Genomic DNA, 19,492 nt, shown 5'->3' with positions numbered 1-19,492 from the left:
CCGACCCCGTCTCCCGAAAGGGAGGCGGGGTGTTTTGTTTTGCGGCTTGACCCGCCCCGGATGATGGATTGAAAAGACCTGACCCGTTTTCGGGTTCAATCTTTTCAAAAATCATAAGAGGGGCTTTATGCGTATTCCTGCACTTTTCATCTCATCCGTTTTGACATCGGTTGCGCTGCCGGCCGTTGCCGCCGAGCCGATCGCGCCAAAAGTCATGGTCATCACCATGTTCGGGGGAGAAGCCAAGCCGTGGCTGACCGAGCGAAAACTGGAAACCAAGATCGCGGTTCCGGGTCTTTCCAAGGAATATCCCGATGTTGCCTGCGATGCGGCCGGGCTGTGCATGATGACGACGGCCATGGGTTTTGCCAACGCGGCAAGCTCGGTATCGGCGTTGGTCTATAGCGACAAGTTCGATCTGAAGAACACGTATTTCATCATCGCCGGCATTGCCGGTGTCGATCCGACCGATGGTACGCTGGGCTCCGCTCATTGGGCGCGTTATGTCGTCGATGCCGGGCTGCGCCACGAAATCGATCCGCGCCAGGTGCCGGCCGATTGGCCGAATGGCGTGATCGCCCTTGGCGCCAAAAAGCCCGGTGAGAAGGCAAGCTGGGGTTCGGGCACCGAAGTGTATCAGTTGAACGAGCCGCTGCTGCAGAGGGCGTTTGCTCTCACGAAGGATACCGAGCTTTCCGACAATGACGATTCGAAAGCCTATCGCGCCGCTTACAAAAAGGGAGAGCCGGGTAGTGCCGCCCCCGCCGTCAGCATCTGCGATACACTCTCTACGGACACCTACTGGCACGGTACAAAGATTGCCGAGGGCATGGCTGACTGGGTGTCGCTGATGACCGAGGGCAAGGGTAATTACTGCACCACGCAGATGGAGGACAATGCCACGCTGACCGCCCTGAAGCGCGGTGGCGATGCCGGCCTTTTGCAGTTCCACCGTATCGTGGTTCTGCGCACGGCGTCCAATTTCGATCGTGAGCCGGAAGGCAAGACGGCGGCCGAATCGCTGAGTGCCAAGTCCGGTGGCTTCATGCCTTCAACCGTGAATGCCTACCGCGTCGGCTCCAAACTTGCCGATGCGGTGATTGCCGACTGGGCCGTCTGGCAGAAGGGTGTGCCCGCCAACTGAATGAACGACTGAGGTGAGGGCGCCCCCGCGAAAAACCTGTGACCTTTTGGCCGCAGTCGATCACGGGGCGCCCGTCTGTTTGATCCGGATCAAACGTCAATCTGTCGCATACGCCTAATCCTTGATCATCATTGATTTGAAGGAGAGGGTTATGAACATCAATCGAGCACGGGTTCTCAGCTGTCTGGCTGGCGCAAGCGTTGCATTATTCGCAATGGGCGCAACTGCCGCCGATCTGGCAGCACCGCAGGAAGCACCGACCGCCTATGAAGCGCTGTCGACCAAGAGCCCGTGGCAGATCCGCGTTCGCGCACTCGGCGTCATCACCAATGACAGCGGCTCCATCGATCAGGCTCCGGGTGTCGGTCTGGAATATTCCGACTCGGTCGTTCCCGAACTGGACATCACCTATTACTTCACCGAGAATTTTGCCGCTGAACTGATCCTCGGCACGACCTATGCCAAGATCAAGACCGACGGGCTCGGTGATCTCGATGTCGGCAAGGCATGGCTTCTGCCGCCGACCCTGATGCTGCAGTATCACTTTACCGATTTCGGCGCCTTCAAGCCTTATGTGGGTGCCGGTGTGAACTACTCTCTGTTCTACAACCAGTCCGATCGTGCCGGCTTTACCGGCCTTGACGTCGAAGACAATTTTGGTGCCGCTCTGCAGGTCGGTTTCGACTACATGCTCGATGAACATTGGGGCATCAACTTCGACGTCAAGAAGATCTTCCTCGAAACCGACTGGAAGGTCGACAATAACGCGCTGACCAACGGCCCGCTTTCCGGCAAGGCCAAGATCGATCCGTGGCTGATCGGCGCAGGTGTCACCTACCGGTTCTGACGCGAGAACTGACCGGTAGGGGGCCGGCCGGCGCAACGGAGGCGGCGCCGGCCAACTCCCCTTTTTGATGATGTGGACGCGGGTGCCCGAAGGCGGGCGCCCGCGTCTTTTCATTTTCAAATCCTGCTTTAGTTCTGTCGCAACGAATGCGAGATTTTGCGATGTGGTTTGCGCTGTTGGCGACAATGATGTTGGTACTGGCTGCGCCGCCCTCTTATGCGGATGAAGCTGCTTTCAAACCGTTGCTGATCGAGCCGGCGAAGACGCTCACCGATCGTTGCCGCAACGGTATCGTCGCTCACCGCATCGAGAAATGGCACAAGAGGGATCACCTCGGTGTGCCGCAGCCAAGCTCATTCGACAGTGTCGAAAAGATCATGCGTGATATGGCGCCAGAAGCCATCGGACGGCTGGAGGATAACGGCTGCGATCCTCGCTATCTGTGGGGTTTCATTGGCTGCACCGCGCTCGATGATCCCAATTTCAAATCGGAAAAGATCGTTTCTCGCGGTGTTACTGCAGATACCGATGAAGAAATGGCCGTGATCATGAAGACATGCATTGACGGGATTGCAAATGCCGGCGTCTCTCCTGCTTTGTGATATCGAGAAGCACGCATTGCGAAAAAAGCGCCGATCACACCAGATTGACATTTATTCGACTTGTAATCATATTTTCGAAAGTACAAATATGACGTGTCCTCCTGTGGGGCACTTGGGCATGACGCCCTGAAGCCTCGCCCGGACATGATGTCGGGGCGGGGTTTTCAATGTCGGATTCACAGGCCTTCACCTTGGTGTGAGCACGCACTTTCCGCCATGGTGATGCCGCGCTGCGGCCCTAGCTTGTGAAGATGTTTACACGCCGCTCCGCACTTGCCTCGCTGCCATTTCTCATTCCTGCCGCGCATGCGTTTGCGCAAGGGGCGCCTGCGGCCACTGGCCTGAAGGCGGTGCTCGATGGTGCTGCAACGCTGTCGCCGCTGAAAGTCGTTCTTGTTAACCGCGAGGGCAAGCCGCTTGCCGAGCGCGCTTTCAATGGTCATTCGCTCAACGGCTCCACCAATATCAAGTCGGCGTCGAAATCGATCATTTCCGCGATGGTTGGCATCGCCATCGGCAAGAAGCTGCTGGACGGGCCGGATCAGAAGATCGCCCCGATCCTGAAGTCCGCCTTGCCATCCGATCCGGATCCGCGTCTGAACGCGGTCACGGTCGGTAATCTCCTGTCTATGCAAGCCGGTCTGTCGCGCATGTCGGGGCCGAATTACGGGCGCTGGGTGTCGAGTAGCAACTGGGTGCGGTTTGCATTGTCGGAACCATTTGACGGTGAGCCGGGCGGCGACATGCTCTATTCCACCGCGTCCACGCACCTGCTCTCCGCCATCCTGACGCGGGTAGGGCGTAAATCGACGCTGGAACTGGCGCGGGAGTGGTTTGCGCCGGTGGATGACTTCCGCATTGGATCGTGGGAACGCGATCCGCAGGGCATCTATCTGGGTGGCAACCAGATGGCGATGACGGCGCGTTCGCTACTGGCCTTCGGTGAACTTTATCGCAATGGAGGCAGGACGAGCGAGGGGCGTCAGGTGATCCCGGCCGACTGGATCGCCTCATCATGGCAGGTGCGCACAAGTTCGCGATTTTCCGGCGATGGCTATGGCTATGGCTGGTTCAACCGCACGATCGGCGGCGAAAATGTGTGGTTCGGCTGGGGTTATGGCGGCCAGATGGTGTACATCGTGCCGTCATTGCAGATGACAGTGGTGATGACATCCAATGAAAGCGGTCCGTCGGCGCGCAATGGTTATCGCGACGACCTGCATTCGCTACTGGGCAATATTATCGGCGCCGTGCGCTCGGCATAGGTTCAGGCCGTCGCCAGCCAGATCATGTGGCGTGCACCACCACCCTTGCCCCGACCGTTGGCTTTGGCACGTGCTTCTTCGACCGCAAAACCCGAGGCCTGCAGGCGCCGGGTAAATTTGGGGTCGGGTGCGGAGGACCATACGGAGAGGACGCCGCCAGGCGTTAGTGCGGTCTTTGCAGCACGCAGCCCACGCGAGGCGTAGATCTGGTCATTTTCATCACGGGTCAGCGCTTCCGGACCGTTGTCGACATCGAGCAGGATGGCATCCCATGCCTTCGGGCGCGCATTGATGAAATCGGCGACATCGCCTTCCTCGATCGTCACGCGTGGATCGGACAGGCAATCGCCATACACTTCCGCCATCGGGCCGCGTGCCCAGGCAACCACGGCTGGTACCAGTTCGGCGACGGTAATCTGCGCATCGGCCGGGAGTTCCTTCAGCGCGGCGCGAAGGGTAAAGCCCATGCCCAATCCGCCGATCAGCATTTTGGGTTTCGGGCGTCCCTTGATCTTTTCCCAGGAGAGGCTGGCAAGCGCTTCCTCGGATCCACTCAGGCGGCTGTTCATCAACTCATTGCTGCCGAGCATGATGGAAAATTCCGACCCACGCTGTTTCAGGCGCAATTCGTCGCGTCCGCCGGGCACCTTTGCCGTATCGAGCACTATCCAGGGGATCATCGTCTTCTCCGTCTGCGGCACCTGCCGTGTTGCCTTATGACGCTTTGGGCGCATGATCGCAACGAGAAGAGAAAATCCTCAGCGGGAAAAGCAGGTTAGCAGTAAATCCCCGCAAACCGACAATAATCGCTCGTATTAAGCGAGTGTTTGTCACCTTTTGTAAAGGACGGGTTGCCTACACTTCGCTCAGGAAGATGGGGTGAAGGGATGGCATTCGATCTGCGCACGGTTTACGCGATGACGGCACTCGCCTGTGTGATCATGGGCGCGGTGCAGCTTGCCGCCTATTCGACAGGCCGGTTCGGCCGCTGGCTCGGGTGGTGGAGTGCCAACAATATCCTGCTCGGTTTGGCGTCCTGTCTCATCGTGCTGCGGGAAATCGCCCCGGATTTCCTGTCGATTTCCGTCGGCAATACGCTGACGATCATCGGTAGCGCGTTCCTGGTTGTGGCAATCCGCGAGTTTGCGGGGCGCAGGATCAGTCCGTGGGCCGTGTTCCTGATCGCCGGCGTGCCGAGCCTTCCGTATTTTCTGATCTTTACCGAACCGTCGCAATCCATGCCGCGCATCGTGTTTGCCTCTGCAGTTTGCGCCTTGTTCGACATGGCGGTTGCCTGGGAAGCGCGGCGCATGGCGCGCGATGAAAAGCTCTATTCGGCGGAACTGGCCTCCGGCCTTTTTGCATTGACCGCCACGCTCTATGGCGCGCGCGCCATGATGGGGTGGTGGGGCAGTCTCGGTGGCGGCCCGCTGTTCCATAATGGCGACCAGATGCATGCAGCGCTCGGCCTCGTTGCCATGCTGCTCCTGACGTTGCGCTGCATGGTGATCATGATGATGGCGACGGAGCGAACGCAGCTGCAGCTGGAAAATGCCGCCTATCACGATCCGCTGACGGGCGTGCTCAACCGGGCTGGCATGAGCCGTGCCTTCAGTGGGCTGACGCAGCGTCCGTTGGCTGTGTTGGTTGTCGATATCGACAATTTCAAGCAGCTCAACGATAGCTGCGGCCACGCGATGGGTGACGATGTGCTCAAGGCATTTGCCACGGCGGCGCACAGCGCCGTGCAGGCCGGCGATCTGATCGCGCGCCATGGCGGTGACGAGTTCGTGGTGGTCTTACCTGACCGCACGCTCCACGATGCGGCCGGCCTGGCGCAGAATATTCGCAGTGCGTTTTCGGCCGCAACGGACGGCATGGCACAGGCTTGCTGCGTGCGCCCGACGCTCAGTATCGGTGTGGCAACCGGCCAGATGGACGAGGCAGACACGCTGCACGCCATCCTGCACAGGGCCGATCAGGCGCTTTATCGCCGCAAGCGCGAAGGTCGCGACGGTGTCGACGTGTTTTCTGAAGAATTGCAGGCGGCCTGAGGTCCAAGCCGCTCGAAAAGATCAGGCCGAGATATCGATAACGCCGCAATCGCCGGCATCGGATGCGAAGGCGAGGCGTTTGCCATCACCGCTCCAGCTAAAGCCGGTGATGCCGCCCTTGCCGGGGCGACGCAGCAGCGCTTCCTTGCCGTCCGACAGGCGGACGCCGAGGATCATGCCGTCGATGTAACCAATCGCCAGCACCTCTTCGGCCGGGTGGAAGGCAACCTGTGTGACCATGATATTGGCGCGGGTGCCGAGTTCCTGCGGCGCCTTGCCCATAGGGCCATCCTTGCCGGCAAACGGCCAGACGATGGCGGCCGGTGCGCCGGATGAGGCAAGCCACTTGCCCTTGGGCGACCAGGACAACGATTTCACCTTGGCCGGGTAACCGGTCATGCGCATGTGGCGGGCGTCGTTCGCCTTGCCGTCCAGCTTCCAGCCGTGCAGGGCGTTTTCCACCATCATGGTGACGAGGAAGCGGCCATCCGGCGAGAAGGTGACGCCGGTATGGGCACCCTTCCATTCCAGATCCTGTGCCGGCGCATTGGTGCCGACCCAGTGCATGGAAACGCCGTTGTAACGAGCGGCGGCAATGCGCATGCCCTTCGGTGCAAAGGCGATGGCCTCGACGCTGCGTTCCTCGGTAAATTCCTTGGTCGTGTCGTCTGCCAGTTTGACGAAGCTCGACTTGCCGTAAGCGTATGCGACCGCGTTTTGCGGGCCGCCGGCCACGACATTGATCCATTTGCGCGGCGCTTCGGCCACCAGTGTTGCCGAACCGTCCGGCGCGATACGCAGCACCTTGCCGTCCTCGCCGCCTGTCAGCAGCGAGTTGCTGAAAGGATCACGCACGAAGGTGATCAGGCCCTGATGGGCTTCCTCGACCTTTGCGCCGCCATCGAGACGGTGGATCGTGCCGGCGGCGGTAGCGAAGAATGGAATGTCGCCGAGGAAGTGAACCCCGACGACGTGGCCTTCAAGATCAAGCGGTGCAACAGTCGGCATCAGTGGATATTTCTTTCACGCATGGATTTCGTCAGTGACCGCTCGGTCGGGATGGGCAATCAGGCCGGTGTCTTTTCCGTCGCCTGGCAGGCGAGGAAACTCTGCTCGATCTTGGCGAAATCGAGATTGCGGCCGATGAAGACGAGGCGGCTTTCGCGCTTTTCGCCTTCCTTCCACGGACGCTGGTGATCGCCTTCGACGATCATGTGCACGCCCTGGACGACATACCGTTCCTCGTCACCCTTGAAGGCGATGATGCCCTTGAGGCGCAGGATGTTCGGGCCTTCCGTCTGGGTGATCTTCTGGATCCACGGGAAGAATCGTTCTGCGTTCATTTCGCCGCCACGCAGCGAGATCGACTTGACCGTCAGGTCGTGAATGGCGGCAACGGCGCCCGGCGAATGGTGGTGATGGCCATGACCGTGATCATGGTGATGATCGTGGCCGCAGTCCGGACCACAGGTGTGGTCGTGATCGTGGTGATGATGGTGCCCATGATCATGATGATCGTGATCGCAATCCGGGCCGCAGACATGGTCGTCATGGCCGTGCTCGAGGAAATGCGGATCGTTCTCCAGCGCGCGCTCGAGGTTGAAGGCACCCTGGTTGAGGACGGCGGACAGATCGACGCGCGAACGGTTGGTCTTGTGGATGCGGGCCGTCGGGTTGATAGCGCGGACGATTTCCTCGATCACCGACAGTTCTTCTGCCGTCACGAGATCGGTCTTGTTGACGACGATGACATCGGCAAAGGCGATCTGGTCCTCGGCTTCGCGGCTATCTTTCAGGCGCAATGGCAGGTGTTTGGCATCGACCAGTGCAACGACGGCGTCGAGCTCGGTCTTGGCGCGTACGTCATCGTCCATGAAGAACGTCTGTGCGACCGGAACCGGATCGGCAAGACCGGTGGTCTCGACGATGATGCCATCGAAGCGGCCAGGGCGGCGCATCAGGCCTTCGACAACGCGGATCAGGTCGCCGCGCACGGTGCAGCAGACGCAGCCATTGTTCATTTCATAGATTTCTTCGTCCGACTCGACGATCAGGTCATTGTCGATACCGATCTCGCCGAACTCGTTGACGATGACGGCGTATTTCTTGCCGTGGCTTTCGGAGAGAATGCGGTTGAGGAGCGTCGTCTTGCCGGCGCCGAGATAGCCTGTCAGCACGGTAACGGGAACGGGCTTTGCGGTGGCTGCTTCGGTCATGGAAACCTCGAGAGATTTTGGGGCGCTATGCGCGCGAAATTTTTAGGACCCGGACATCCGGTCCGACCCATATAAGAGCAAGGCGGGACGAGTTCAAAGGGTTTAATGTTATAAGATGACGTGATCAGGTGTGGATGGCGGGCTTGATGTCGGTGCGGGAAAAGTCTTCGCCGATGAAGAGGAGAGGGCAGTCGAATTCCTGCGCCGTGACATAGGCAAAACAGACGCCGAAGTTCAGGGCGGCGGGGTGGATGCCTTTGCCCCATTGGGCCTAGGCGGAGGCAGCCAGATGCGCGCGCGCCGGCGTAACGTCTACGATCTGGGTAATGACGCTGTTCAACAGGTCGCTTACGTCCTGAACAAGTTTGCGTCGGTCCGACACGATCAGAACCTGTGCGAGAGTACCAGCAGAAATAAGGACTGCTTTTTCGGTTTGCAGACCTTTTCACACTCGCGCGCCATTGGCTCGTTCGCTGCAATTGCGATAATTGCCGACGAGTCGATGACGATCATTTGGGCAAGCCGGATTCGTCATAAAGAAAATCCTGGCTGTGAGCGGCGTCGGTGCTGTCGACAAGGTCCCTCTCGGGTGCGCGCCTGCGGATTTCCTCGAACACTTTTCGTTTCTCTTCAGCGCTCACAGGCTCGCGTCTGGATGTCAGCGGACCAATTTTGGGCAGTTCGGCGGCGGCATCGTAGCGTTGGTGCGAAGTTTCGGTCGCTGTATGCACGATCGACAGTCGCGCAGAGGGTAAGCCGGGCTGCGTCAGGATCATCTCTTCGCCTTGCTCTGCAAGTTTTACCAATTCTTAGAGTTGGCTTCGGGCATCGGCAATGGATATGCGCATGTCCGCCTCCTTTGGCGATCACAACTTGCAGTAGTATGAGGCATCGCGGTTTCAGCGACAAGCGCCCGAAACGAACCCTCATATATTTCAAGGAGACCTGGCGTTACTTCAATATCTCGACATCGAACCGCGCCACATCCTGCAGAAGCTCGATGATCCCCGCCACCGCATGCGTCACCAACTGCTCGCCGCGCTCGGCGGTTGCGGCGCTCGCATCACCCGCGACGCCCTGGCCGTTGAGGTCACTCATCTTCCAGCCAAAAGCATGCGGCCCATAGGCACGCAGATGTTTGTATTCTTTCGTAAACTCCGCCTGCCTCGAGCCAAATCTGTCCACCTTGGCCATATCCACACGGCCCGGCCAAAGCGCCAGCATGACCGAGGTCTCGATATCGCCGCCATGGATATCGAGTGCCTTGTCTTCCGGCTTGATCCAGCCGTCCGGCTGGCCGAAACGCGTCCAGCTTGTCGCCACTGCCAGCATGTTGAAACGCACGCGTGCTTCCGTTGCCACGATGGTCAGAAGCGGGGAGTTGCCGCCATGGGCGTTCAGCATCACGAATTTGCGGATGCCTTGTTCGTGCAGGTCCTCGGCAATGCCAAGCCAGCGGTTCACCGCGTCGGCAAAGCTCAGCGTTTTTGTGCCCGTCACATCCATGTGCTCTATGGAATAACCGACTGATTCGACCGGCAGAAATGTTACCGGCAAATCCGTCGGCAATTGCGGAATGATACGTTCGACAAGACCTTCGGCAATCAGCGCGTCAGTTTCGAAGGGAAGGTGGGGGCCGTGCTGTTCGTGGGCGCCGAGCGGCAGGATGGCGATCCAATTGCGGCGCATATCGGGTGACAGGTCGGGCGCGTTCATGGCAGAACGCCGTTGCGGGTATCGGGCCGGATGTTCGGGCGGCATGGTTTTGGACATCTGGCGATGGTTCCCGGCTTTCGCTATGGATTATGCTTCCTATATCGGCAAGGCATCTGCATGGCAAAGCCGGCGTAACCGATCAAGTGAATGGGCAGGGTAGGTTTGAGGGCATGAGCAAGAAAAAGGCCGACAAGAAGAACAAAGAGCTGAAGAAGAAGGGCTCCTACGAGGCCGTCGATATCGCACCGGCGATCACCCAGGCTGCCCGATCCATGCGCACCGCCCTCAGCCATATGCTGTCTGACAGCGGGTTGTATGCCGGTCAGGACGGCGTGATCATGCTTTTGGCCGAAGAGGACGGCATGACGCCCGGGCATCTGGCCGAAAAACTCGGCGTCAAGGCGCCGACAATGACGCGCACAATCGGTCGCATGGAGGCGCAGGGCTTTCTGGAGCGCCGCGCCGATGAAAACGATGGCCGTCTGGCCAAGGTGCATCTGACAGAACTCGGGCGCACAAGCGTCGAGCAGATTTCGCGGTCCGCTGAAAATTGCGGGGCGCTGGCCGCCAAGGGTTTGTCCGACAAGGAGATCAAGACCCTGATCAAACTGCTGCGCACCGTGGATGAAAACCTTCAGTCCGACGATGACTGAAGGTCGCGCATAAACGTCGTTTCAAAGCTTGCGAAACGGAATTAAATTGTTTTAATAATTTAAATCCCGATTGCGCCTCTGTTTGGTGCATCTCACCGCCGGAGGACCTGTGGCCCAAAAGATCAAGCTGTCGACGATCGCCGAAAGCCTGGGGCTTTCGACCGCAACCATTTCGCTTGCCCTTCGCGACAGCCCGCTGGTGGCCTCCGATACCCGCGAAAAAATCAAGGAACAGGCGCGCGCGCTGGGTTATATCTATAACCGCCGCGCTGCCAGCCTGCGTACCTCGCGCTCGGGCATTATCGGCGTCGTGGTGCATGACATCATGAACCCGTTCTACGGGGAAATCCTGAAGGCCATCGAGACCGAACTCGACCGCAACCGCCAGACCTTCATTCTTTCCAACCACTACGATTCGGTCGAAAAACAGCGCAATTTCATCGAAACGCTGCTGCAGCTCGGCGGCGACGGCGTCATCATGTCACCGGCCATCGGCACCCCGATCGAGGATGTACGGCTGGCGGAAACCAATGGCATGCCGCTGATCCTCGTTGCCCGCTCGATGGAAGGCACGGCGCTGCCGACCTATCGCGGTGACGACAGTTACGGTATCTCGCTCGCCACCAATCACCTTATCGGACTTGGCCATAAAACCATCGCCATGATCGGTGGTACCGACCAGACCTCTACCGGCCGCGACCGTTATCAGGGTTATGTCAATGCGCTGCGCAAGGCCGGTATCGAGGTCGATCCCGAACTGCGCATCCCGGGCCCGCGCTCGATGCAGGGCGGTTTCGAGGCTGCGGTCAATTTCCTCTCCCTGCCGCAGAAGCCGACGGCTGCCGTCTGCTGGAACGATCTGGTCGCCATCGGTCTGATGAACGGTATCGCCCGTGCCGGCCTCGTGGTGGGTCAAGATATTTCGGTCACCGGTTACGACGATCTGGAGCAGGCTTCGATCTCGGTGCCGGCGCTGACCACCGTGTCAAACCAGCAGGCGGAAGTCGGGCGTCTGGCGGCGCGTGCGCTGCTCGACCGTCTGGCTGGAAGCCATGAGCCGGACGGCATCCATCTCATCAAGCCGGAAATGCGCATCCGTCAATCGACAGGGCCGCATCGCCCTCGCGCATAGAGCCTCCAGAATTTTCCAGAGAAGCACAGGAAACAGAGCATGACCGACAAGCCCGTCACCGTCCTCATTCCCGGACGCATTCATCCGCGTGTGCTGGAGCGGCTTGGGAAAGATTTTGACGTGGTATCGGTGCCGACACAAGGCGGTGAACTGGGCCTCGATGAAGCGACGCGCAACAAAGTGCGTGCCGTTGCGCTGTTCGGCACATTGCAAAAGCCATGGATGGATTTGCTGCCCAACCTCGAAATCGTCTCGAATTTCGGTGTCGGCTATGACGGTGTCGATGCGGCCTATGCCGCCACAAAAAACATCATTGTCACACATACGCCGGATGTCCTGAACGACGAGGTGGCCGACACGACGATCGGTCTTCTGCTCAACACGGTGCGCCGCCTGCCGCCGGCGGAAGACTGGCTGCGCAGCGGTCGCTGGAAGTCGGATGGTCCGTTTGCGCTGTCGCCGTTGTCGCTGAAAGGCCGTCATGTCGGACTGCTCGGTCTTGGCCGTATCGGGCTCGAAATCGCGCAGAGGCTGGAAGCCTTCAAGCTGAAGATCAGCTATCATACCCGTACGCCGCGCACCGATGTTTCCTACACGCATTTCGCCTCGCTGAAGGAGATGGCGGAAGCGGTCGATACGCTGATCTGCATCGTGCCGGGCACGGCTGCCACCCACAAGATCATCAATGCAGACATTCTTTCGGCACTCGGACCGAACGGCGTGTTCATCAATGTCGGGCGCGGATCGAGCGTGGATGAAGAGGCGCTGGAAGCAGCCTTGCGCAATGGCACCATCGCTGCTGCCGGTCTCGACGTGTTTTACGAAGAGCCGACGACGGCCTCGAATTTCCTCGATCTCGATAATGCCTCGCTGCTGCCGCATGTCGCGTCTGCCTCCGTGCCGACCCGCAATGCCATGGCTGATCTTGTGGTCGACAACCTGATCCGTTGGTTCGACGAGAAGAAAGTCTATACGCCGGTGCCGGAAACGCCGGTGAAGGGGTAAGGGCCTGATGAGCCGCTGCAGGCTGCAGATCAGACGAGAGCCTGACCTGAGCACTCTTGGCCGGTTGACTGTCGCCATCGACAACAGGACGGTTTTTGATCTCGAGGTCAATGAGACGAAGGTTGCGCTGTGCGAACCGGGCGATGCGATGATCACCGTCAGGAATGCTGACGGGGACGGGTTCTCAAGGCGGATGGTCTTGCCGGAGGATCAACTGCTGATTCTGTCCCTGCACGAGGTAAAGCCGATGTGGTGGAAGACGTTACTCGGGATTTCGCGGTCTCTCGACGTCACGGAAATATCCCGAACCGATCTTGCTTCAGATAAAACCGGGCCCGGCGCTGGCTGATACAGCCGACGCGGGTTCGTGCGGCCAGCCGGAGAGACGCAGGCACTATCCGGCCGCAATGTTGCGTATTGTCTGGCCGGCTGTCTTGCCTGCCGCATATGCCCGTACCGCATCGCCAAACGCTTCGAACAGGTGTCGCGACGGCTGATCGGTGGCGGCCCAGTATTCCGGGTGCCATTGCACGCCGACAGCAAAATTTTTGCCATCTATCACCGACACGGCCTCGACCGTGCCGTCCTCGGCAGTCGCTTCCACCTGCAGGCGCGGCGCGGTCTTGGCAATCGCCTGACGATGCAGCGAGTTCACCTGCACTTCGCCGGCTGTGCCGAGATAATTCGCGATGCACGATCCGTCCTTGACGAAAACCGGCTGGCGGATCGAATAACGCACATCGCGGCTCTGATCGTCCGGCATGCGGTGATCCCACATGCCTTCTGCCTCCTGGATTTCGCTCGCCAGCGTGCCGCCGAGCGCGACATTCAACTCCTGAATGCCGCGGCAGATGGCGAGAAGCGGGATGCCGCGATCGATGGCGCGGCGGATCAGTTCCAGCGAGGTGGCGTCGCGGGCGAGATCGAACGGGCCGTCCTTTTCTGTGGCTTCAAGGCCGTAACGCGAGGGGTGGACATTGCTGGCAGCGCCGGAGATCAGCACGCCATCGACGCGGTCGAGCAGGCCGTCGATATCATTGCCGTCCTCGAACGCCGGCACGATGATCGGCATGGCCTGCGCCACATGAAGCGCAGCCTTGGCATATTGATTGGGCGTTGCATGCCAGAGGGCGCCCTCGATCTCCTTGATATCGGCGGGAATGGCGACGATCGGTTTTGGCATGCGAGAGGCTCCGAAAGGCTGGTCTGGTGAAGCCTTTTGGCGCTGCTTATATATCCAAGTCAAGCGAGTTCGCTTTATGGCTCATCTGTCCTGCCGGGGGGGCGGACCACGGGTTGCGCAGACTTTGTCGAGAGCGGTTTGGGACCAAAGGTGCCATGTGGCGGCATGTTTGCACGCAGGAAGAGAAAATCGCCGGCTTGTCACATGTCGAGCGCCGTGGTTGTTTCAGTGGCGCCACGGAATTGGGAGAGATTTGGGCCGTGGCTCGGTTTCAATGCAAGAGCCAACGGGAGGCGGGCATGGATCGTCGTGCATTTTTCAAAAAGGCGGCTGTTACGGGAACGGGCGTGGCGACCGCAGGCGTGCTTGCCGCGCCGGCTATCGCCCAGCAAAATCCAAGGATCAGTTGGCGGCTGACATCATCATTTCCGAAATCGCTGGATACGATCTACGGCGGCGCAGACGATGTCGCAAAACATGTGGCCGATTCCACCGATGGAAAGTTCATCATCCAACCTTTTGCCGCGGGCGAGATCGTTCCCGGCCTGCAGGCGCTCGATGCCGTGACCAATGGCACTGTCGAAATGGCGCATACATGTTCCTATTATTTCGTCGGCAAGGACCCGACCTTTGCCATCGGCAGCGCCATTCCGTTCGGTCTCAATGCGCGCCTGACCAATGCATGGTTCTATCAGGGCAACGGCAATAATCTGATGAACGCGTTTTTTGCCAAACATAACGTCTACGGTCTTCTGACGGGCAATACCGGTGCGCAGATGGGCGGCTGGTTCCGAAAAGAGATCAATACGGTTGATGATTTCAAGGGGATGAAGATGCGTATTGCCGGCCTGGCCGGCCGCGTTCTTGAAAAGCTTGGTGCTGTTCCGCAACAGATCGCGGGTGGTGACATCTATCCGGCGCTGGAAAAGGGCACGATTGATGCGGCGGAATGGATCGGCCCCTATGACGATTACAAGCTCGGTTTCTACAAGGTTGCCAAATATTACTATTATCCAGCCTTCTGGGAGGGCGGCCTGGCGATCCATTCGATGGTCAACCTCGAAAAATGGAATAGCCTGCCCAAAGCCTATCAGGCAGCGCTGACAGACGCCTGCGCTTTCGCCAACACAAACATGATGGCGAAATATGACCTGAAAAACCCGACCGCGATCAAGCAGATCGTTGCGCAGGGCACGACATTGCGACCGTTCAGTCAGGATGTTCTGGAGGCGTGTTTCAATGCTTCGCTGGAGGTTTACAAGGACATCCTGGCGACCAATGCCGACTTCAAGGCGATCTACGAGGATCAGGTTGCCTATAAAAAGGAAGCTTATCTGTGGCTGCAGTTATCGGAATACACGTTCGACACCTTCATGCTGATCCAGCGACGCACCGGTAAACTCTGAAGCCTCAAGCAAAACATTATGAACAAGAATATGCAGGGTATTCTGTGAGGGTTTGCATTCAATGCGTGTGTTTTGTGGCGTTTCCTACACTGCTCGATAAAATTCCTCCGTTGGAGAGCGAAAGAAGAAAGCTCCGAGGCCACCGGAGTATCGGCGAGGATAGGTCACGCCGACCCAGGCAAGGACCTTGCTCTCCAACCGGAGGTAATGCGATGTGGAAACCACTGACCATTAAGCTAACAGTGAAGAAAATCCGGACAAGCTGATCAATAGCTGTCCGGCTTATATTCTTGACTAGATAGCAAGGTGAGGGAAGAGAACCAACTCTGCCCTCGCTCCGTAAGTATACTCTCGATAGCCTGTCCCGACGAGAGCAACCCTTACGGGTTGATCTGCGGTGGCTCTCCCAGGTTCGGCATGCCCGGTAGGCCCTGTCCCGGTAAGCCGCCCGGCTGCGTCGGTGCGCCGTCCAACGGCGGCAGGCCCAAATTGGGCATCTGGTTGCCGTCGCCGGAACCAAAACCCGGAATTTCGATCTTGATCGAGTCGAGATCGACTGCCGGTGTCTTGTCGAGCCAGTAGGTCACCGACTCGGGCCAGAAAATAACGATGGCAACGAGGATCAGCTGCATGCAGAGCCAGGGTATGGCGCCGAGATAGATATCCTTCGTCTTGACCGAGCGCGGCGCGATGGAGCGCAGGTAGAAGAGTGCGAACCCGAAAGGCGGGTGCATGAAGCTGGTCTGCATGTTGATGCAAATCAGCACGCCGAACCAGATCAGGTCGATCCCGAGCGCATTGGCCACCGGCACCAGCATGGGGATGACGATAAAGGCAATCTCGAAGAAATCGAGGAAGAAGGCCAGGAAGAAGATGAAGATGTTGACGAAAATCAGGAAGCCGATTGCGCCGCCGGGAACGTGAGAAAGCAGGTGCTCGATCCACAATCCGCCGTTCATGCCTTGAAAAACGAGGCTGAAACAGGTGGCGCCGACAAGAATGAACACCACCATGGAGGTGATCTGCATCGTGGTGTGCATACCCTGCCGTGTCAGGTCCCATGTCAGGCGACCGTGCAGGGCGGCAATGCCCATGGCGCCGACGACGCCGAGCGCACCGGCTTCCGTCGGCGTGGCGAGGCCCATGAAAATGGTGCCGAGAACGAGAAAGATCAGCACGATAGAGGGGATCATGCCCCAGAGCACCCGCATGACCAGCGCCATGTTCATTTCACCGCGTGCTTCCGGCGGCAGAGCCGGCACATCCTTCGGGCGGAAGATGGAGAGTGCCAGAATGAACAGAAGGAAGATGGTCACCTGGAGGATGGAGGGGCCGATGGCACCGAGATACATGTCACCCACCGAACGACCGAGCTGGTCGGCGAGAACGATGAGCACGAGCGATGGTGGGATGACCTGGGTGATCGTGCCGGATGCGGCGATGACGCCGGTGGCAAGGCGCGGACTGTAGCCGTATTTCAGCATGATCGGCAGTGATATCACGCCCATGGTGATGACCGAGGCTGCCACCGTTCCGGTGATGGCGCCGAGAATGGCACCGACGACGATGACCGCATAGGCGAGGCCACCTGGCACTGCGCCAAAAAGCTTGCCGGTGCCTTCGAGCAAATCCTCCGCCAGCCCGCATCTTTCGAGGATGGCACCCATGAATGTGAAGAACGGGATGGCCAGCAGCAGGTCGTTGGAAACGATGCCAAAAACCCGGAAGGGCAGGGCCTGAAGAAAAACCTGTTCGAAATGACCGGTCAAAACACCCAGAACACCGAATGCAAGCCCGACTGCCGCGAGCGAAAAGGCAACGGGAAAACCGTAAAGCATGAAGATGATCATGCCGACAAACATCAAGGGCGGCATCACACCGTAAGCGAACATGTCTCTCTCCCGGTGTTTACTGCAGCGGTTTTTCGTAGGTCGTGTCGACCGCGGCCTGTCCCATCAGCGCGGCGATGCGCTTGATCAACTCCGAAAGCCCCTGCAACACAAGAAGCGCGAAACCGGCGAAGATGGTGAGCTTGACCGGCCAGCGGATCAGCCCGCCGGCATTGGAGGATTCCTCGCCCTGAACCCAGGACAACCAGAAAAACGGCCAGCAGATCCATGCCAGATAGATGCAGGCGGGCAGCAGGAAGAGGGTCAGACCGATCACATCGATCCATAACCGCTTCCTTTCGGACACAGCCCCGTAGATCAGGTCGACACGGACATGTTCGTTCAGCCGCAGCGTATGGGAGGCCCCCATCAGCACGATGAAGGCGAACAGGTACCACTGGATTTCCAGCCAGCCGTTGGAGCTGATGTTGAATGTGTAACGTATGAGAGCGTTGCCGGCGCTGATCAGGCAGCAAAATAAAACGAGATACCCGGAAAATTTTCCTATTATCTCGCTCAGCCTGTCGATCAGGCTGCTCAAACGAAGCAGTGCCGCCATTTGTCCCCCCGGATGGTTCCTCCACCATCCTTCTCCTCTCTTCGCGATGTAACAAAACAGGCGTCAAATTGAAAGATGGCGCGTATGCAACTTATGTTGCCATGGCGAGCCGCCGAACCGGTCTTGACAGAACGGCCGCCGACACGGATCAATTGCGTGTGGGCGTCATCTGGGCGCCCCGTGCTGATCTGGGAGGAGCGTGCATGGAGCATCACAACAGCGGGCCGATCGAGACCGGTGCCGAAATGGACTATCGCGAGCATGAAAAGACCTATGGTCTTTTTCTGGCGGGCGCCAAGTGGGGAACGATGGCCACCGTCGTGCTGTTGATCGCCATGGCCGTCGGGTTTCTGTCCGGTGGCGGTTTTCTCGGCGGCCTGATTGTCTTTATCATTCTCAATGCCGCCGGCGTTTTCCTGCTGCGCTGAGTTTTCTCACCCGGTCCTGAAACGACTACGGCCCCGCATCAGCGAGGCCGTCAATCTTTGTTCATCCAGCTTACGTGCTGTTCGGGCAGTTTGCGTGCCGTTCAGGCGCCGCCGCGGGTTCGGGCAAGGCCATCCTTGGCCGGCTTGTAGTTCGGATCGAGCCGCGCTGCGTGCGAATAGGATTTCGCGGCGCGTGCCTTGTCGCCGCGCCGCTCATAAACGAGCGCCTGGTTGGCCCAGGATTCGGCGATCTTGTCATCCAGCTCAATGGCGTGGTTGAAATCGGCAAACGCGTTTTCGTCGTCGTTCAGCGCGACATAGGATACGCCACGGCCGTTATAAGGTTCCGGCGAGGTGGATGCCAGCGAGATCGCCTTGGAGAAGTCGTCGATCGCCTGCGCGTGCTGGCCACGGCTTTGCAGAATCAGGCCACGACCGTGATAGGCACGGCCATCCGTGGTTTCCAGCTGAATGGCGCGGGAGAAATCGTTGAAGGCTTCGTTGGTGCGGCCGGCCTGGCGGTAGATATTGCCGCGGCCGATATAGGCGGCGTCATAGTTCGAATTGATCTGCAGCGCGGCGTTGTAGTCATTGGCCGCTTCGACCGGCTTGCCCATGTTGCGATAGACCAGCGCACGGTTGGCATAGGCCTGGTAGAATTGCGGGTTGAGCTGCAGGGCGCGGCTGAAATCGTCCAGGGCGCGGCGGAAGTCGCCAGCGCGGCCGTAAGCCGAACCACGGACGTTGTAGCCTTCCGGATCCTGCGGATTGGCGTTGATGACGGATGTCAGCGAGGCAATGTTCTGTTCCGAGCCCTGGGCGCGATCGAGCCGGATCGTATCCATCGAGGTTACGGTCGACTGGCAAGCGGTCAGAGCGCTGGCAGCAAGAAAAATGAGGGCAATGGGTGCAATGCCGCGGCGGAGACGGGCTGTGGAATGCGAAACACCATTCGACATGGAATCAGCGGCAGTCATGGCAGCCATCAGGCGCTTGTCCTCATATGAGCAGGGATACCAGCCTGAACGACAGGGCGGAAATCCAGACAGAAATCAAAAAGCGGCGGCGTCCGTCAGGTCGCCGCCGCTCTAAAGCATGAGAAAACGTCGAAAAGACGACAGATTAGCGAGCCGGACGTGCCGGACGCGGGGTCTGCGGCAGCAGGCCTTCGCGCTGCATGCGCTTGCGGGCAAGCTTGCGAACGCGACGAACGGCTTCGGCCTTTTCGCGAGCGCGCTTTTCCGAAGGCTTTTCATAGCTTTCGCGCATCTTCATTTCGCGGAAAACACCTTCGCGCTGCAGCTTCTTCTTGAGAGCGCGGAGTGCCTGATCAACGTTGTTGTCGCGGACTAGTACCTGCACGTGAAATCCCGTTCCTTTGGTTTGTGTTCGC

At 59.0% G+C, this 19,492-nt stretch carries 21 protein-coding genes; 11 read left to right on the top strand and 10 right to left on the bottom strand.

What is annotated here, in order from left to right; genetic code table 11:
* Positions 1-127 precede the first annotated feature (127 nt).
* The 4 genes from GAO09_RS22365 to GAO09_RS22350 all read left to right on the top strand — a co-directional run bounded on the left by GAO09_RS22365 (position 128) and on the right by GAO09_RS22350 (position 3,858).
* The gene (locus GAO09_RS22365) at positions 128-1,144 is read left to right on the top strand and encodes a purine-nucleoside phosphorylase (protein WP_153357833.1); all 1,017 of its coding nucleotides are present in this window, start codon (positions 128-130) and stop codon (positions 1,142-1,144) included.
* 151 nt (positions 1,145-1,295) lie between these two features.
* Entirely contained in the window at positions 1,296-1,991 is a 696-nt protein-coding gene (locus tag GAO09_RS22360) for an OmpW/AlkL family protein (RefSeq protein WP_153357829.1), read from the top strand.
* A 161-nt stretch (positions 1,992-2,152) separates the two neighbouring features.
* Entirely contained in the window at positions 2,153-2,593 is a 441-nt protein-coding gene (locus tag GAO09_RS22355) for a hypothetical protein (protein ID WP_209018797.1), read from the top strand.
* Positions 2,594-2,844: 251 nt separating this feature from the next.
* A complete protein-coding gene (locus tag GAO09_RS22350; protein ID WP_153357823.1) occupies positions 2,845-3,858 on the top strand; it encodes a serine hydrolase domain-containing protein in 1,014 nt (337 codons plus the stop codon).
* A gap of 2 nt (positions 3,859-3,860) precedes the next feature.
* On the opposite strand, the gene GAO09_RS22345 is transcribed toward GAO09_RS22350, so the two are convergent.
* A complete protein-coding gene (locus tag GAO09_RS22345) occupies positions 3,861-4,538 on the bottom strand; it encodes a spermidine synthase (protein WP_153357820.1) in 678 nt (225 codons plus the stop codon).
* A 207-nt stretch (positions 4,539-4,745) separates the two neighbouring features.
* Between GAO09_RS22345 and GAO09_RS22340 the strand changes: the two genes are divergently transcribed.
* Positions 4,746-5,912 (top strand): GGDEF domain-containing protein, encoded by a 1,167-nt coding sequence (locus tag GAO09_RS22340; protein WP_153357817.1) that lies wholly within the window; start codon positions 4,746-4,748, stop codon positions 5,910-5,912.
* Positions 5,913-5,933: 21 nt separating this feature from the next.
* On the opposite strand, the gene GAO09_RS22335 is transcribed toward GAO09_RS22340, so the two are convergent.
* From GAO09_RS22335 to GAO09_RS22320, 4 genes are all read right to left on the bottom strand, one after another.
* Complete coding sequence (locus GAO09_RS22335; protein ID WP_153357801.1) at positions 5,934-6,920, bottom strand: WD40 repeat domain-containing protein; 987 nt, start codon at positions 6,918-6,920, stop codon at positions 5,934-5,936.
* A 59-nt stretch (positions 6,921-6,979) separates the two neighbouring features.
* The gene (locus tag GAO09_RS22330) at positions 6,980-8,128 is read right to left on the bottom strand and encodes a CobW family GTP-binding protein (RefSeq protein ID WP_153357799.1); all 1,149 of its coding nucleotides are present in this window, start codon (positions 8,126-8,128) and stop codon (positions 6,980-6,982) included.
* A gap of 509 nt (positions 8,129-8,637) precedes the next feature.
* Positions 8,638-8,904 (bottom strand): hypothetical protein, encoded by a 267-nt coding sequence (locus GAO09_RS22325; RefSeq protein ID WP_235938393.1) that lies wholly within the window; start codon positions 8,902-8,904, stop codon positions 8,638-8,640.
* A 175-nt stretch (positions 8,905-9,079) separates the two neighbouring features.
* Entirely contained in the window at positions 9,080-9,844 is a 765-nt protein-coding gene (locus GAO09_RS22320) for a creatininase family protein (protein WP_153357797.1), read from the bottom strand.
* A gap of 170 nt (positions 9,845-10,014) precedes the next feature.
* On the opposite strand from GAO09_RS22320, the gene GAO09_RS22315 reads away from it, so the two are divergent.
* From GAO09_RS22315 to GAO09_RS22300, 4 genes are all read left to right on the top strand, one after another.
* Complete coding sequence (locus GAO09_RS22315) at positions 10,015-10,497, top strand: MarR family winged helix-turn-helix transcriptional regulator (protein WP_153357795.1); 483 nt, start codon at positions 10,015-10,017, stop codon at positions 10,495-10,497.
* A 109-nt stretch (positions 10,498-10,606) separates the two neighbouring features.
* Positions 10,607-11,629, top strand: a complete 1,023-nt coding sequence (locus GAO09_RS22310) for a LacI family DNA-binding transcriptional regulator (protein ID WP_324185065.1) — start codon at positions 10,607-10,609, stop codon at positions 11,627-11,629.
* A gap of 39 nt (positions 11,630-11,668) precedes the next feature.
* Positions 11,669-12,634, top strand: a complete 966-nt coding sequence (locus tag GAO09_RS22305) for a 2-hydroxyacid dehydrogenase (protein ID WP_153357790.1) — start codon at positions 11,669-11,671, stop codon at positions 12,632-12,634.
* Positions 12,635-12,698: 64 nt separating this feature from the next.
* On the top strand, positions 12,699-12,983 hold the full coding sequence (locus GAO09_RS22300; RefSeq protein ID WP_153357782.1) for a hypothetical protein: 285 nt from the start codon (positions 12,699-12,701) through the stop codon (positions 12,981-12,983).
* Positions 12,984-13,028: 45 nt separating this feature from the next.
* Here the strand turns inward: GAO09_RS22300 and GAO09_RS22295 are convergent, their stop codons facing one another.
* On the bottom strand, positions 13,029-13,817 hold the full coding sequence (locus GAO09_RS22295) for a gamma-glutamyl-gamma-aminobutyrate hydrolase family protein (protein ID WP_153357779.1): 789 nt from the start codon (positions 13,815-13,817) through the stop codon (positions 13,029-13,031).
* A gap of 299 nt (positions 13,818-14,116) precedes the next feature.
* On the opposite strand from GAO09_RS22295, the gene GAO09_RS22290 reads away from it, so the two are divergent.
* A complete protein-coding gene (locus GAO09_RS22290) occupies positions 14,117-15,223 on the top strand; it encodes a TRAP transporter substrate-binding protein (RefSeq protein ID WP_153357776.1) in 1,107 nt (368 codons plus the stop codon).
* A 380-nt stretch (positions 15,224-15,603) separates the two neighbouring features.
* Here GAO09_RS22290 and GAO09_RS22285 read toward each other — a convergent pair whose 3' ends face one another.
* Both GAO09_RS22285 and GAO09_RS22280 read right to left on the bottom strand, forming a co-directional pair.
* Positions 15,604-17,115 (bottom strand): TRAP transporter large permease, encoded by a 1,512-nt coding sequence (locus tag GAO09_RS22285; RefSeq protein WP_153357773.1) that lies wholly within the window; start codon positions 17,113-17,115, stop codon positions 15,604-15,606.
* Between the two features lie 16 nt (positions 17,116-17,131).
* Complete coding sequence (locus GAO09_RS22280) at positions 17,132-17,671, bottom strand: TRAP transporter small permease subunit (RefSeq protein ID WP_153357771.1); 540 nt, start codon at positions 17,669-17,671, stop codon at positions 17,132-17,134.
* 203 nt (positions 17,672-17,874) lie between these two features.
* Here GAO09_RS22280 and GAO09_RS22275 point away from each other — a divergent pair, with 203 nt between their 5' ends.
* Positions 17,875-18,099 (top strand): aa3-type cytochrome c oxidase subunit IV, encoded by a 225-nt coding sequence (locus tag GAO09_RS22275; RefSeq protein ID WP_153357768.1) that lies wholly within the window; start codon positions 17,875-17,877, stop codon positions 18,097-18,099.
* A gap of 101 nt (positions 18,100-18,200) precedes the next feature.
* Here the strand turns inward: GAO09_RS22275 and GAO09_RS22270 are convergent, their stop codons facing one another.
* Positions 18,201-19,076 carry a tetratricopeptide repeat protein gene (locus GAO09_RS22270; protein ID WP_410768425.1) on the bottom strand — a complete coding sequence of 292 codons (876 nt, stop codon included), beginning with the start codon at positions 19,074-19,076 and terminating at the stop codon, positions 18,201-18,203.
* Positions 19,077-19,221: 145 nt separating this feature from the next.
* Positions 19,222-19,461 carry a 30S ribosomal protein S21 gene (rpsU, locus tag GAO09_RS22265; RefSeq protein WP_112728665.1) on the bottom strand — a complete coding sequence of 80 codons (240 nt, stop codon included), beginning with the start codon at positions 19,459-19,461 and terminating at the stop codon, positions 19,222-19,224.
* Positions 19,462-19,492 lie beyond the last annotated feature (31 nt).

Origin of the sequence: Endobacterium cereale (assembly GCF_009617585.1) — a bacterium.
Classification (GTDB): domain Bacteria; phylum Pseudomonadota; class Alphaproteobacteria; order Rhizobiales; family Rhizobiaceae; genus Neorhizobium; species Neorhizobium cereale.
Note: the sequence above shows the minus strand (reverse complement) of the source record. Positions and strands in the feature narration are given on the sequence as shown.